Source organism: Janthinobacterium sp. J1-1, assembly GCF_030944405.1.
Lineage (GTDB): Bacteria > Pseudomonadota > Gammaproteobacteria > Burkholderiales > Burkholderiaceae_D > Janthinobacterium.
In genome coordinates, this window is the sequence record NZ_CP132339.1 from 3470705 (window position 1) to 3484798 (window position 14094).

Annotated in this window: 11 protein-coding genes; 9 read left to right on the forward strand and 2 right to left on the reverse strand. The window is 64.6% G+C overall.

The window, feature by feature from the left end; genetic code table 11:
- The first annotated feature begins 4 nt into the window (after nt 1–4).
- The 5 genes from Q8L25_RS15800 (at nt 5) to Q8L25_RS15820 (ending at nt 7670) form a co-directional block, all read left to right on the forward strand.
- On the forward strand, nt 5–1108 hold the full coding sequence (locus Q8L25_RS15800; protein WP_308920258.1) for an AAA family ATPase: 1104 nt from the start codon (nt 5–7) through the stop codon (nt 1106–1108).
- Nucleotides 1099–3555 (forward strand): DUF5682 family protein, encoded by a 2457-nt coding sequence (locus Q8L25_RS15805; RefSeq protein WP_308920259.1) that lies wholly within the window; start codon nt 1099–1101, stop codon nt 3553–3555. Before Q8L25_RS15800 ends, Q8L25_RS15805 begins: the two co-directional genes overlap by 10 nt.
- On the forward strand, nt 3548–4690 hold the full coding sequence (locus Q8L25_RS15810) for a VWA domain-containing protein (protein ID WP_308920260.1): 1143 nt from the start codon (nt 3548–3550) through the stop codon (nt 4688–4690). Before Q8L25_RS15805 ends, Q8L25_RS15810 begins: the two co-directional genes overlap by 8 nt.
- A complete protein-coding gene (locus tag Q8L25_RS15815) occupies nt 4687–6684 on the forward strand; it encodes an SWIM zinc finger family protein (protein WP_308920261.1) in 1998 nt (665 codons plus the stop codon). The genes Q8L25_RS15810 and Q8L25_RS15815 overlap by 4 nt, the downstream gene beginning before the upstream one ends.
- Nucleotides 6685–6923: 239 nt before the next feature.
- Complete coding sequence (locus Q8L25_RS15820) at nt 6924–7670, forward strand: tetratricopeptide repeat protein (protein ID WP_308920262.1); 747 nt, start codon at nt 6924–6926, stop codon at nt 7668–7670.
- 245 nt (nt 7671–7915) lie between these two features.
- On the opposite strand, the gene Q8L25_RS15825 is transcribed toward Q8L25_RS15820, so the two are convergent.
- Nucleotides 7916–8977, reverse strand: a complete 1062-nt coding sequence (locus tag Q8L25_RS15825) for a DUF3626 domain-containing protein (RefSeq protein ID WP_308920263.1) — start codon at nt 8975–8977, stop codon at nt 7916–7918.
- A 255-nt stretch (nt 8978–9232) separates the two neighbouring features.
- Here Q8L25_RS15825 and Q8L25_RS15830 point away from each other — a divergent pair, with 255 nt between their 5' ends.
- Nucleotides 9233–10324, forward strand: coding sequence for a hypothetical protein (locus Q8L25_RS15830; RefSeq protein ID WP_308920264.1), 1092 nt, complete (start codon nt 9233–9235; stop codon nt 10322–10324).
- 37 nt (nt 10325–10361) lie between these two features.
- Here the strand turns inward: Q8L25_RS15830 and Q8L25_RS15835 are convergent, their stop codons facing one another.
- Nucleotides 10362–10751 carry a DUF1090 family protein gene (locus Q8L25_RS15835; RefSeq protein WP_308920265.1) on the reverse strand — a complete coding sequence of 130 codons (390 nt, stop codon included), beginning with the start codon at nt 10749–10751 and terminating at the stop codon, nt 10362–10364.
- An 86-nt stretch (nt 10752–10837) separates the two neighbouring features.
- Here Q8L25_RS15835 and Q8L25_RS15840 point away from each other — a divergent pair, with 86 nt between their 5' ends.
- The 3 genes from Q8L25_RS15840 to Q8L25_RS15850 are packed head-to-tail and all read left to right on the forward strand — an operon-like array spanning nt 10838 to nt 14014.
- The gene (locus tag Q8L25_RS15840; RefSeq protein ID WP_308920266.1) at nt 10838–11839 is read left to right on the forward strand and encodes a tetratricopeptide repeat protein; all 1002 of its coding nucleotides are present in this window, start codon (nt 10838–10840) and stop codon (nt 11837–11839) included.
- Between the two features lie 34 nt (nt 11840–11873).
- Nucleotides 11874–13100, forward strand: a complete 1227-nt coding sequence (locus Q8L25_RS15845; RefSeq protein ID WP_308920267.1) for an AGE family epimerase/isomerase — start codon at nt 11874–11876, stop codon at nt 13098–13100.
- Nucleotides 13097–14014 (forward strand): carbohydrate kinase, encoded by a 918-nt coding sequence (locus Q8L25_RS15850; protein ID WP_308920268.1) that lies wholly within the window; start codon nt 13097–13099, stop codon nt 14012–14014. Before Q8L25_RS15845 ends, Q8L25_RS15850 begins: the two co-directional genes overlap by 4 nt.
- The last annotated feature ends 80 nt before the right edge of the window (nt 14015–14094 follow it).

Here is a 14094-nt window from a genome sequence, read left to right on the forward strand (position 1 = left end):
AACCATGAGTGACACAGATAGCAATCAACACGCGGTACGCCGCAGCGCCGAACAGCGCCATGCCGGCGAACTGGCGCGTTTGAAAGAAGCCGATACCGATCCGCGCCCGGAAGGCTGGCTGCTGTCGCCGCGCGCCGTGCGCCGCTTTATCCTCGGCGACGCGGCGCTGCGGGTGAACCGCAAGTTCTATGGCGACGATCCGCTGGTCGACCGCGCCATCGTCACCCTGATGGGCCACCAGGGCCTGATGCTGGTGGGCGAGCCGGGCACGGCCAAGTCGCTGCTGTCCGAATTGCTGGCGGCCGCCATCAGCGGCGATTCGGCGCTGGCGATACAGGGCACGGCCGGCACCACCGAAGACCATATCAAGTATTCGTGGAATTACGCGCTGCTGCTGGCCGAGGGCCCGAGCCGGCGCGCGCTGGTGCCGTCGCCCTTGTTCCAGGCGATGGAGGCGGGCAAGCTGGTGCGCTTCGAAGAGATCACGCGCTGCGCGCCCGAGATGCAGGATGTGCTCATTTCGCTGATGTCGGAAAAGCAGCTGATGATCCCCGAGCTGGGCGGCGACGCGCGCGTGCATGCGCGGCGCGGTTTCAACATTATCGCCAGCGCCAACCTGCGCGACCGGGGCGTGCATGAAATGTCGTCGGCACTGAAACGCCGCTTCAATTTCGAAACCGTGAAACCGATCCGCGACCATGGCTTCGAAGTGGAACTGGTGATGCAGCAGCTCAAGCGCGAGCTCGATGCCATCGGCGCCACCGTGGTGGTGGGCCGCGAAGTGGTCGAGCTGCTGGTGACCACCTTCCAGGAACTGCGTGCCGGCCAGACCCGCGAAGGCGCGGCCATCAAGACGCCGGACGCCGTGATGTCGAGCGCGGAAGCGGTCAACCTGGTGTATGCGGCTTCGCTCGAAGCGCTGCACTTCGGCGACGGCGTGCTGCGCCCGCGCGAACTGGCGAACCAGCTGCAGGGCGTGGTATTGAAGGACAACGCGGACGACATCAAGCGCGTGCGCCATTATTTCGACACGGTGGTGCGCGAGCGGGGCCGCCGCGACGACCTGTGGAAACACTTCGGCGAGGCGGCGCGTCAGCTATGGCTGTAGCATTGCCGCCGTCCTTGGCTGCGGCGCGCGAAAAACTGCATGCCAACGGCCTGTATTTCGCGCCGCTGCGCCACCACAGCCCGGCCTGCGCGTTTGCCTTGCAGGCGATGCTGCGCGAGCTGCGCCCCGCCGCCGTGCTGCTCGAAGGCCCGGACGGTTTCAACGACATGCTGCCCTTGCTGCTGGACCCGCGTACACGCCCGCCGGTGGCGCTGCTGTGCCAGACGCAAGCGGCCGGGGACGATGGCCAGCCACGCACGCAGTCGGCATTTTTCCCGTTCTGCGACTACAGCCCGGAATGGGTGGCCTTGAGGACCGGGCAGGAGGCCGGCGCGCAGCTGGCCTTTATCGACCTGCCATGGCAGGCGCGGGCGGACAAGCATCAAAACGACCAGGAGGCGCGCAGCCTGATGGCCGAACGCTACCTGGCGCACAGCACCTACCTGAATGCGCTGGCGCGGCAAGCCGGTTGCCGCGACCAGGACGAATTGTGGGACCATCTGTTCGAATCGCGCTCGCGCACGGCCTTGCTTGACTGGCGCAGCCTGTTCGGCGACGTGTTTTCCTATTGCGCCATGGCGCGCCTGGACTATGAGCCGGCCGTGCTGGAAGCGGAAGGCAGCCTGCCGCGCGAACGCCATATGGCGGCCCATATCGCGCGCTGGCGCAGCGAGGTGGTAGGGCCCATCGTCGTCGTGACGGGCGGCTTTCATACCAGCGCGCTGATCGACCTGCTTGAACAAGCCAAGCCGATTTCAAGCATGCCCGCAGCAGCCCCCAGCTGGCTGATACGCTACAGCTTCGAGCGCCTCGATGCCCTCAATGGCTATGGTGCGGGCATGCCGGCGCCGGCCTATTACCAGGCCGTGTGGGACGCGCTGCAAACGCCTGGCGACGCGCATCACCTGGCGGTGGCCGTCGACCAGCTGACGCAGCTGGCGCAGCATAGCCGTGCGCGCGGGCTGCAGGACCGCATCTCGACCGCCGAAGTGCAGGCGGCCGTGCTGCAGGCGGCGCGTCTGGCGGCCTTGCGCGGCCATGCGGGACCGGGCCGGATGGACCTGCTCGACGCCATGCGCTCCTGCTTCGTGAAAGGCGCCATCGACGACGGCATGCAGGGCTTGCTGACGGATGTGCGGCGCCAGATGACGGGCAGCCGCCTGGGCGACGTGCCGCCCTCGGCCGGCTCGCCACCGCTGGTGGAAGACGCGCGCGCGCTGGCGCGCCGCCACGGCTTGCGGCTGGACGACGGCGAGCAGCGGCTGGCGCGGCTGGACCTGTACCGCAAGGAGCGCCACCGCTTGCGCAGCCATTATTTCCATCTGATGCAATACCTGGACGCGGGCCTGGCGCGCTGGCAGGGCGGGCCCGATTTCCTGACCGGCAGCCGGCTCGAACTGCTGTTCGAGGAATGGTCGTATGCGTGGACGCCGCTGGTCGAGGCGCGCCTGATCGAGCTGTCCGGCGATGGCGCGACGCTGCTTGAAGTGGCGCTGGCGCGGCTGCTGCGCGAGGAGCAGGCCCTGGCCGCCGAAGGCCGCGCCAGGTCCGCCGGCAGCGCGGCCGCCTTGCTGGTGCGTGCCTGCGTGATCGGCCTGCATGAACGCCTGCCCGGGCTGCTCGATCTGCTGTCGCGTCACCTCGACGAGGACGGCGACTTCGCTTCCGTGGTCGCTTGCGGCCATGCGCTGGTGACCTTGTGGCGCGCGCGCGAGCCGCTGGGCGTGCGTGCGCATCCTGGCGTGCTGCAGCTGATGCGGCGCGTCTGGCCGGCCGCGCTGTTTTTGCTGCCCGCCCTGGCCGATGTGGACGAACACGCGGAGAGTGCGCAGGTGGGGCAGTTGCTGGCGCTACGCGAATTTGGCCGCGCGGCGCGCAGCGCCCTGGGCGAGGAGGAAGCTGGTCTCGCTTTCGAAGTGGACGACCTGCACCGCCATCTGGACAGCCTGGCGCGGCGCGGCGACTGCGCGCCCGGCATCTGCGGCGCGGCCAGCGCGCTGCTGTTCCTCGACGGCGCGTGGGACGAGCGGCAGTTGTCGCTGCTGCTCGAACAGCGCTTCGGCGCTGGCGCCACGCCGCAGGACGCCGTGCGGTTCTTGTCCGGCCTGATGGCCGCCGCGCCCGAGATGCTGCTGACGCAGCCAGCTTTGCGGCGCAGTTTCAATCAACTGGTGGGCAGCTGGGACGAGGCGAGCTTCATCCAGTATCTGCCCGATCTGCGGCTGGCGTTTACAGGCTTGAAACCGCAGGAAACGGGCGAACTGGCCGAAGCGCTGGCGCTGCTCAATGGCGCCGCGCCCGAGGCCTTGCAGGCGGAGCTTCATTACGACGTCAGCGAGGCCGAGATGCTGGCCGGCGGGCGCCTGAACGCGGCGCTGGCCGCCTGCCTGGAGCGCGATGCGCTGGCCGGCTGGTTGAACATCACACCGGAGGCGCCGCATGGCTGACCAACTAGACAATGCCGAACTGCTGCGCCGCTGGCGCCTGATCCTGGGGCGCTATGCGCAGCCTTTGCAAGGCGAAGCGTGGTCCGCTCACGATGGCCGGCTCGACGCCAGCCTCGATTACCTGTATGGCCGCGAATATGAGCGCAAGGGCATGCTGCTTGGCGGCCGCGCCGGTGGCGGCGGTTCGCTCGACCCCAGCCAGCTGCGCGCCATCGACTGGCTGAACCAGGCGCGCAAGCTGTTTCCGCAGGAGGTGTACGAGCGCGTGCAGGGCCATGCGATCGAACGCTATGAATTGAGCGGCCTGCTGCGCGACCCGGCGGTGCTGGCCAGCCTGGAGCCGAACCAGGCGCTGGCGCGCGCGCTGATCGGCATGCGCGGTCGCCTGAGCGCCGACATGCATGATGCGGTGCGCGCCATTATCCGCCGCGTGGTCGAGGAAATCACCGAGCGGCTGCGCAAGGATTTCGTCAATGCCGTGACGGGGCGGCGCAACCGCTTCCGCCGCACGCAGATGAAGAGCGCGCAGAACTTCGACTGGCGCGCCACCATCGCCGCCAACCTGAAGCATTACGACACGGCCAGCGCGCGCATGGTGATCGCGCGGCCCATCTTCAATGCGCGCGTCAAGCGCAGCCTGCCGTGGGACGTGATCCTGTGCGTCGACCAGAGCGGCTCGATGATGGATTCGGTAATCTATGCGGCGGTGGTGGCCGGCATTTTGTCCGGCCTTCCCGCCGTCAATGTGCGGCTGGTGGTGTTCGACACCAGCGTGGTCGACCTGACGCACCTGGCCAGCGATCCGGTCGAAGTGCTGCTGACGGTGCAGCTGGGCGGCGGCACCAATATCGGCCGCGCGGTGCAGTACTGCGAACAGCTGGTGGCCACGCCGCAGCGCACCATCTTCGCCCTGATCAGCGATTTCGAGGAGGGGGCGCCGCCGGCGCCGCTGCTGGCGGCATTGAAGCGCATGGCCGAATCGCGCGTGACCTTGCTGGGCCTGGCCGCACTGGACGAGCGCGCGCAACCCGTCTACGACCGCGGCATGGCGCAGCGCTTGGCCGACCAGGGCATGCATGTGGCGGCGCTCACGCCGCAGCATTTCGCCGAATGGCTGGCGGGGGTGATGCAATGAGCTGGCAAGCGGTGTACCGCAGCTTCGACGACGACAGCCTGGCGACCTTGGCCAATGCGGGCCTGCTGCGCCGCGCCCTGAAGGACGTGGAGGCGGGCAAGGTCGGCTGGCAGGGGGAAGCGGGTGGTGTGGTCCAGGCCGACGGCCAGCGGGTGACGCTCGATGGCGGCGGGCCGCAAAAGGCGCGCTGCGATTGTCCGGCGCCCGGCATCTGCAAGCATATCCTGGCCGCTGCCGTGTGGCTGCGCGAACTGCCCGCTGAAAACACCGGCGTGGCCGCCACGCTTGGCGTGCTGGAAGAAGTACTGGCGCAGGATAGCGCGCTGCTGTGCAAGCAGGCCGGCAAGCCGGCCGTGCGCCAGGCGCTGGCCTGGCTGGCCGAAGGTGATGAGGTTGCGGCGACGGTGGTCAACGCCCGGCTGCAGATCGAGTTGCCGGCCTTGAAGCTGGCCTGCGGCTATCTGCGCGGCGCCGGCTACGAGGGCATGGTGTCGGAGACGCCAGTGAAGCTGCGCAAGGCGCTGCACCTGTATGCGCTGGCCTGCGTGTGGCGCGCGCATGGCCAGGCGTTTGCGTGGCCGGCCGGGATGGACGCGGCACCGGCCGAGGAAATGCCAGGCGTCAGCAGCTCGGAACTGCTGTTCCTGGCCCAGGTGCGCCGGCTGCTGGGCGAACTGTATGACAATGGCCTGTCGCACGCCAGCGCGATCGCGGCCGGCCAGCTGCGCGCGCTGACCATGTCGGCGCGCGGCGAAAACCTGCCGCGCCTGGCCGCCATGCTGCGCGGCCTGGGCGGCACGCTGGACCTGCTGGTGCGGCGCGACTATCACGCCAGCGAACGGCTGGCGTTCGACGAGATGGCGTCGATTTACGCGCTGTGCGCGGCGCTGGAACAGGCCACCGGCCAGCCCTTGCAGCGGCTGCGGGGACAAACGCGGCGCAGCTTCGACGCCGCCGGCGAAGCACCATTGGAATTGCTGCCGCTGGGCGCCTGGTGGTGGGAAACGCGCGGCGGCGCGCATGGCCTCACCCTGTCGTTCTGGGATCACCGGGCGGGACGGATCTTGCAGGCGGTGCTGGCGCGGCCGGACGGCAGCGACCGCTCGTTTACGCGCGAATCGAGCTGGAATGCCATCAGCCTGTGGCAAGGCGCCGGCAGCGTGCAGCGCCTGTGCGAGCAGGGCCTGCTGCTTTCCGGCGCCTCGCTGGCCGACGATGGCCGCATCGCGATGGACAGCCAGGCGCGCGCCAGCAGCGTGCCTTTGTGGGAGCTCGACGATGCGCGCTGGCAGGAAACCGGCTTTGCCGACTGGGCGGCGCTGGCCGCCTTCCTCGGCGAGAACGTCGGGCTCACGGCGCAGCCGGTCGACTGCGTGCTGCTGCGGCCCAGCGCCGTGGCCGCGCCCCGGCTCGATGAGGTGCGCCAGCAGCTGGACTGGCAGGTGTTCGACGCCAGCGGGGCCGTATTGAACCTGGCGATCCCCGCGCAGGAGGCGCTGCGCCCGCGCATCGCGCGGCTGCAGGCGGCGGTGACCGATGGCGCCGATATCCGCGCCGTGCTGGCCAGCCGCGCGCGCGGCGAGCCGGACGGCTGGCAGCCGGTGGCGCTGTTGATCGCCAAGAACGGCAAGCTGCGCGTGGTGTCGCTCGATTTCGCCGTCGACGCGGGCAAGCTGCCGTCGGCGCTGGCGCGTTTTTTCAAGAGCCTGGCCGGCACCAGCATGGCGCCGCCGGTATTGCCGCAAACTTCAGGCCTGTCGCTGGTGCTTGCCCAGGTAATCGATCGGCTGGCGCTGCAATCGCGCAGCGGCCGGCCGCGCCTGGAGCCGGAGGCGGCCAGCGAACTGGCGCGCCATGGCGCCACCTTGCGCGCGCTGGGACTGGACCTGCCGGCCCGTTTGCTGGCCGACTATGTGCGCCATCCACATGCCGGCGAGGCCTTGCGGCTGGCGTATGTCTGCACCACGTGCCTGGCCCTGGATGCCTTGAAATAAGGGCCGAAAAATATTTTCATCTGGAAGGTTTTAAATTGATCATGTGATGCCCCTGGCATGCTTTTAAAGGATCAATGATGCGGTTACGGCAAGCGTGTGTGCTCAGTTTTCCTTTGGGCGGCGTGTATCGGTTCTCCCGTTCAGGCCAATTTCGCCGGGAGCGGGGGCCTGATGGTCGATGGCAGGGTCTGTGGTGCGCCGTTCTATCGCGATCATGCCGCATCGGGCAGCGGCTGGCGGTGAACGGCAACGCCGGCGCCATGTTTCGCGTGGCGCGGATGACTGAAAAAGGACGTGGCACCAGCAAGGGCGGGAATCTCGAGGCCGCCAAGCCCTGGTATCTCAAGGCGGGTGACGCGCGGACGCAGTCCTGGCTGGGCAGGGCGTACATGTCGGGCGATGGCATGCAACAGGATACGGTCGAAGCCTTGCGCTGGTTGCGCCTGGAGGCCGGTAATGGCGATGCCGAGGCGCGCAATGTGCTGGGCCGCTGGTACGAACGTCTCGGCAATGCGGAGCATGACCTGCGGCAGGCGAGTAAGCTGTACCGGCAGGCGTTTGAAAAAGGCGACTTCGATGGTCGCATCGGCTATGCGCGCCTGCTGCTGAACGGCCCGGTCGAGGATCGCGATTCGGTCCGCGCCGCCGCCTTGTACCGGCAGGCCGCCGAAGCGGGCGATCCGCGCGGCATGTTGGCGCTGTCGGTCTTGTATGTCAGCGGCACCGGCGTGAAAGCCGATCCGGAACTGGGGGAAAAATGGCTGGCTGACGCGCTCAAGTTCAGGGATCCGCAGGCGCGCGTGATGCGCTGCGATCAACTGCTGCAGGAGGGGCAGAGCGCGGCCATGCGCCGGTGCAAAGCAAGCTGGCCCGGTGTTTTGAAACGGGCGTGGGCATGCCGCAGGATGCGCGGCGCGCGCGCCTGTGGTACGCGCAGGCATTGCTGGAGGACGATGTGGCGGCGATCGCCGGCATGGCTCGCTTGACTTGGGGCGAGCAGGCGAGCGGCGCTGCGCGTACACTCCAGGCGCCAAGACTGGCGGGCCTGCAGCACCGCCAGTTCAGTCCTGGCTTGTCCAATCTTCCACCTTGTTGGTATTGCCCATCGTCCAGGTGTTGGCGGCGTCAAACCGCAGCCTGACGGCTTCGGCCAAGTCAGTTTGGTTGCTCATGGCGTCGGCTATACCTTCATGCAATCGCCCTGTGGAAGCACCAGCCAAGGCCCGGCCGCTCAGTCCGGCCTGCGCTGGCGGCTGTTCATCGTCGCTCCACTCAGGTCCAGGAACATCAACTTGATGCCATGCAAGGTACAAAAGACTTGCAACTCACGCTTCATTTTGGCGATGGCCAACACCCTGTCGCCCAGGCTCAGTTCCAGCAACTCAGCCGGCATGAGGTCCTGATGCGTGCTGCGGTCATGCAACATGTGATCCAGATCAGGCTGCGAAATGACGATGATCTGCACATCGTTGGCCCAGCTAATTTGTCCCCAACCTTGCGCCTCGATGAATTCATTGGGCGATGCCGCTTCCCCCACGCCGGCGAGCGAACACAGGTATTGCAGCTCCCGATCGGAAACACGCAACAAGACATTGGCAATCGTCGTGATCGAACAGATATCGATGGAATCCGGCGATTTCAGCATTTGCAGCGTGTCCGTCGCCGTGTAGGTGCAGCGCATTTTCACCGCGTCTTTATAGACCACGTAAGACTGGCCGTAGGGCGGAGCCCCGCCCTGCTGCAGGCAACCTGGGCTAAGGGCGATGTAAATTGGCCTGCCATCGCCCGTGGGGGCAATGGAGACGGAGGTGCTGAGTTCCATGAAGAGCTTTTTTTCGCCACTATCGCGCTCCATGCCATAGGCATCTTTGCTGCTCGAACCGAGCGCCCACATATTTTTCATCACGCCCGCCGAGGCCAGCATCTTCCACAGTCTGGGGGTCGGGAAATTGCTGGTGAGTTCAGCCTTGAGCAAGAGCTGGACAATCTTGTTGTAAAGTTGCTTGATAAGAATATCTTGCTGATAACCGAACCAATTGATATTGCCCATCAGCCGAGATATCCTCAACTGCATCGAGGTTTCGATTTCCAGTTGCCTGGTTTGGTTAGGCACGCTCACGCCACTCACGGCCGATACCGCCGCGCTGCGGGCATCTTCGCCATAAGCACGCGCCTCGCTGGAGCGGTGACAGACATCGCACACCAACTGACTGTCAGGGAAGCGGAGAAATACTCCCCAGTTCAATGCCGGCAAATTAAAGTAACACCCGTTGGGGCAGCGTATCAATGGCATAGGAACGGTTCTTCTGCAATGGAATATGGAGCGACTCACTACCATACGCCTCAACTTGGCGCGGCAGGCATGCGATTGATTTTGCCACAATTGCATGCCCACATAGTCATTGAATTGATATTTATTCACCGTGCCTGCGGACGCGGCGCCGGAGCCCGGCACTCAAAAAATTGGCGGGCAAACCCCATAGCCGTTATCGACAATGAATAAAATTGCCAGTAAAATAAGAAAATCGACATTCAAAAGAGGGCACTCATGGCCAGTTTGAGCAAGGCAGGAGAGGAATTATTTATCGCTGAATCGACCGCATTGTCAATTATCGGCGAAATGGATTCGAATGGAATGCTGGCATCCGCCTTGCACATGAGGCATAAAGTCCGGGAAGCGGATATTGAAAAATTATTGGAAACTTGTGCCAAGACGCCGCCGGAAACCTATGCCCGCCTGTTGGCGGTGGCTTATCTGATGTGTTATTCCAGTTCGGCCTACGCTGAAATCAATGCGCTGGTAAAGTCCCATAATTTGAAGGATGTCAACGTGACGCCCCATTTTGGAGGGGGTAGCAGATATTTGAAACTGGCCTGCATTGCGGAACCAATGAATCTGTGGACGGGATGGGCATTGGAAAATACAAAAAGCAACCAGACCACCTTCGATGGACATATGGTCGATATCATTGTCAATAGCGTGACATCGATCAGGATGACCGCGCTGTCAAATGCCCCGTCATCGGGCCAGACCATCACTACGGGGCAAACTGTCTGGAACTCAAGCTTCAGTCCAAACCAGAAACTGCAGGGCACGCATAGTTTCAACTCTTCTAACGCACCGCCAAAGCTTCAACGAACCCTGACGCCAACCAGTGAAGGATTGCAGCAAATGCTGAAGTCAGATCATGTCTACAAGAGTTCCATAAACGAGGGCGCCATCTCCGGCAGGGATGATCTGATCAAGGAGGTTTTGCAGGCCGCGAATAATCCTGGTGCCAATCACGCAGTTCTGCAAAATAAATTAAACGAGGATCTCGATAAAATCCGTGTTGCCTTTAAAGAAATGAAAACATTGGCATTGAATTTGAAGACAAAAGGAAAGCAACACTATCAAGAGTTGTATTCCCAGTTGGAACTCAGATTTCCTCATACCGGCAGGCCGGACATGATAAAAAGCATGCTGGATGTGATCGAGAGCGCGCATGATGGCTGGATCACCAATCGAAATCTGCTGGAGGCTGAGCTGGATCAGGTCATTCTGGCGCTTGCCTCTAAATCAGCTGTACCATTTTTCTTTGATCACTTTTGGGGTTGGCAATACACCTCTTCGTTTTATCTGAGGACGCCCTATAAGTAAAAGCCGGGTTTTCGAGAATTATTCTGAATAATGGCTGTCAAGGCTGGCGCGCCTGCAGCGCCGCCAGTTCGGCCTTGGCTTTTTCCAGTTTGCCCTCGAGCTTGGCGATCTTCTTCGGTTCCTTGTTCGCCTCCTGGGCCAGGCGCAGCGAGCGGTCGGTCTGGTTGACCTTGGCCTGGGCCTTGATGATTTTTTCGTTGTGGCGTTTTACCAGCGCGTCGTCGCGGCAGCTGGCGTTGTTTTCGTCGAGCGCGCGGCTCAGGCCTTCCACCTTGTTGGTATTGCCCATCTGCTGGGCGTCGCGCAGTTCGGCGCGGATGCTTTCGCGCTTGGCGGCGCAGCCGGCCAGCTGGGTTTCGGCCCAGGCACCGCCGCTGGCGGAAATGGCGACAAGCAGGGTCATTGCGGTGAGGGATAGACGGTTCATGGCGGCCTTTCAACAGTGGTGAACGATCCTACCATTATTGCGTGCCGGGCGCTGTCTTGCTGGCGCAGTCAAGTACCATGGCACCCATGCTTAAATATCTATTTGCGCTGGCGTGTCTGCTGCCGGCGTCTACCTTTGCAGAACCTGCACCGCGCCAGCATCCGGCGCTGCTGCCCTTCGACATGAGCGGGCTCGACGCGCTGCGTCAGCGGGTCGACGCGGTGGTCAACCGTCCGGCCGACCTGTCAGCCGACAAGGTCGCCGCGTTTGAGCAGGCGCGGGCCAGCGCGCAGGCCGGCGATGCGGCGGCCCAGCTGCGAATGGCCGGCATGCTGCACGAAGGCCAGGGCACGCCGCGCGACCGCGACGCGAGCCTGGCCTGGCTGAAAAAGTCGGCCGAAGGCGGCAACGGCACGGCGCAATCTGTTCTCGGCGTGGCGCTGACGCATGGACAGGGCGTGGCGGTGGACCGCAAGGCTGGCGAGTACTGGCTGCGCAAGGCGGCGGCGCAAGACATCGAACAGGCGCACATCACCCTGGCGCTGCAGTACGAAACCATCCACGGCAGCCCTGAAGAACGCGCGCATGCGCTGCACTGGCTGAAGGTCTGCGCGGAAAACGGCTACTTCCCGGCCTATAATGAAATCGGCTACCGGCTGATGATGACGGCCACCGGCGAGGCCCAGCGCGTGGAAGCGTTCGGCTGGTACATGCAGGCGGCCAAGGTGCTCGACCCGCCAGGCCTCAACAACGTCGCCTATTCGTACGAAGTGGGGCAGGGCGTGGCGCAGAGCGACGAGGCGGCGCTGGGCTGGTATGAAATGGCGGCGATCGCCAAAAGTCCGCCCGGCCAGACCGGTTTTGCGCGGCTGCTGGAACAGGGCAGGGGCGGGCCGACCCGGCAAGGGCCGGCGCCGCCGCCGTTCGCGCTGTATCTGCTGGCCGCGCAGCAGGGCGATGAGGAGGCGATGGCGCGGCTGGTCAAGGTGTTTGAACTTGGCGAACTGGGGCAGGCCGCCGATCCGGCACAGGCGGCGCTGTGGCGGGAAAAGCTGCGGCAAGCCAGGGCAGCAGGCGGCATGCTATGATATTTGTTATCGATAACAATATGATGAGAGACCGATGAATTCCGCAAGCAATCCCGATTTCCGTTCCAAGCACATGCTGGAACAGCATATCCTGCACACCATGCGTTTTTACCATCCGCGCGCGCTCGACGCCAGCGGCGGTTTTTACCATTTCTTCCTCGACGACGGCACCGTCTACGACGCCACCACGCGCCACCTGGTCAGCAGCACGCGCTTCATCTTCAACTACGCCATGGCCTACCGCCAGTTCGGCGACGACGACTACCAGGCGGCGCTGCGCCATGGCGTGGCGTTCCTGCGCGAGGTGCATCGCGATCCCGAAACGGGCGGCTATGCCTGGCAGCTGCACTGGGAAGACGGCCGCAAGACGGTGGAAGACGGCGCCAATCACTGCTACGGCCTGGCCTTCGTGCTGCTGGCCTATGCGCACGCGCTGCAGGCCGGCATGCAGGAAGCGCGCGCTTATCTGGATGAAACGTTCGAACTGATGGAGCAGCGCATGTGGCTGCCCGAGCACGGCCTGTACGCCGACGTCGCCAGCGCCGACTGGGCCAGCATGGACGGCTACCGCGGCCAGAACGCCAACATGCACGCCTGCGAAGCGATGCTGGCGGCGTTCGAGGCAACCGGCGAAGCGCGCTACCTGCACCGCGCCGAGACGCTGGCCCACAATATCACGGTGCGCCAGGCCGGCCTGGCCGGCGGCATGATCTGGGAACACTACAAACCCGACTGGTCGATCGACTGGGACTACAACCTGCACGACAAGAGCAATATCTTCCGCCCGTGGGGCTACCAGCCCGGCCACTTCACGGAATGGGCCAAGCTGCTCTTGATCATGGAGCGCCACGCCAAGTTCATGGCCGGACCATCGGACTGGCTGCTGCCGCGCGCGCGAGAGCTGTTCGACACGGCCCTGGCCAAGGCCTGGGACCACACGCATGGCGGCATCCATTACGGCTTCGGCCCGCAGGATGAAATCTGCGATGGCGACAAGTATTTCTGGGTGCAGGCCGAAAGCTTTGCCGCTGCCGCCGTGCTGGCCAAGCGTACCGGCGACGAAGGCTACTGGCAAACCTACGACAAGATCTGGGACTACAGCTGGCAGCATTTCGTCGACCATGACCATGGCGCCTGGTACCGCATCCTGACGCCCGACAATCAGAAGATCAGCAACGAGAAAAGCCCGGCCGGCAAGACCGACTACCACACCATGGGCGCCTGCTACGAAGTGCTGAACGTGATTGGCGGTGCGGCATGAGCGGCTTCCCTTCTTTTGTCTCGGCCGGCGAAGCGCTGACCGACATGCTGCGTACTGGCAGCGACCAGTGGAGCAGCCAGGTGGGCGGCTCGACCTGGAACGTGGCGCGCGTGATGGCCAAGCTGGGCGTGCCGAGCGCCTTTGCCGGCGCCGTCAGCCTCGACGTGTTTGGCGACGCGCTGGCCAAGGCCAACGATGCGGCCGGCCTGGATGCGCGTTTCCTGCAGCGTTATGCGAAATCGCCGCTGCTGGCCATCGTGCACGAGCTGAACCCGCCGACCTACTACTTTATCGGCGACGACAGCGCCGACCTGCATTTCGACGCGGCCCGGCTGCCGGCCGGCTGGATGCAGGGCGCGCAATGGGTGCACTTCGGCGGCATCAGCCTGGCGCGCGAACCGCTGGCCGGCAAGCTGGTGGCGCTGGCCGAAGAGCTGAAGGCGGCCGGTGTCAAAATCAGCTACGACCCGAACTTCCGCGTCATGATGGACGAGCGCTACGACGCCACCCTGGCGCGCATGACGGCGCTGGCCGACGTGGTGAAAGTGTCCGATGAAGACCTGGCGGGCCTGTTCCGCCACGACGATATCGACGCCTCGTTTGCCCTGCTGCGCAGCTGGAATCCGCAAGCCGGTTTCCTGTACACGCGCGGCGCCGCCGGCGCAGCCTTGTACCAGGGCGAGCGCAGCTGGCAGGCGGCGCCGCCAAAGATCGAGGTGGTCGACTCGGTCGGCGCCGGCGACGCCAGCATCGGCGGCCTGCTGTACAGCCTGATGTACCGGCCCGAGGTCGATGGCGGCGAGCATTTGCGCTTTGCCGTGGCCGCCGGCGCGGGCGCATGCCTGGCCGCCGGCGGCTCGCCGCCGTCGGTGGAGCTGGTGGAGTCACTGGCGGAACGCACTGTGGTCAGGTAAAGCAGGCGCCGCGGATGATGTCGGGTTACGCCCTGCGGGCTAACCCGACCTACGTGCCAGTGCCGTATCGGGTAGGTCGG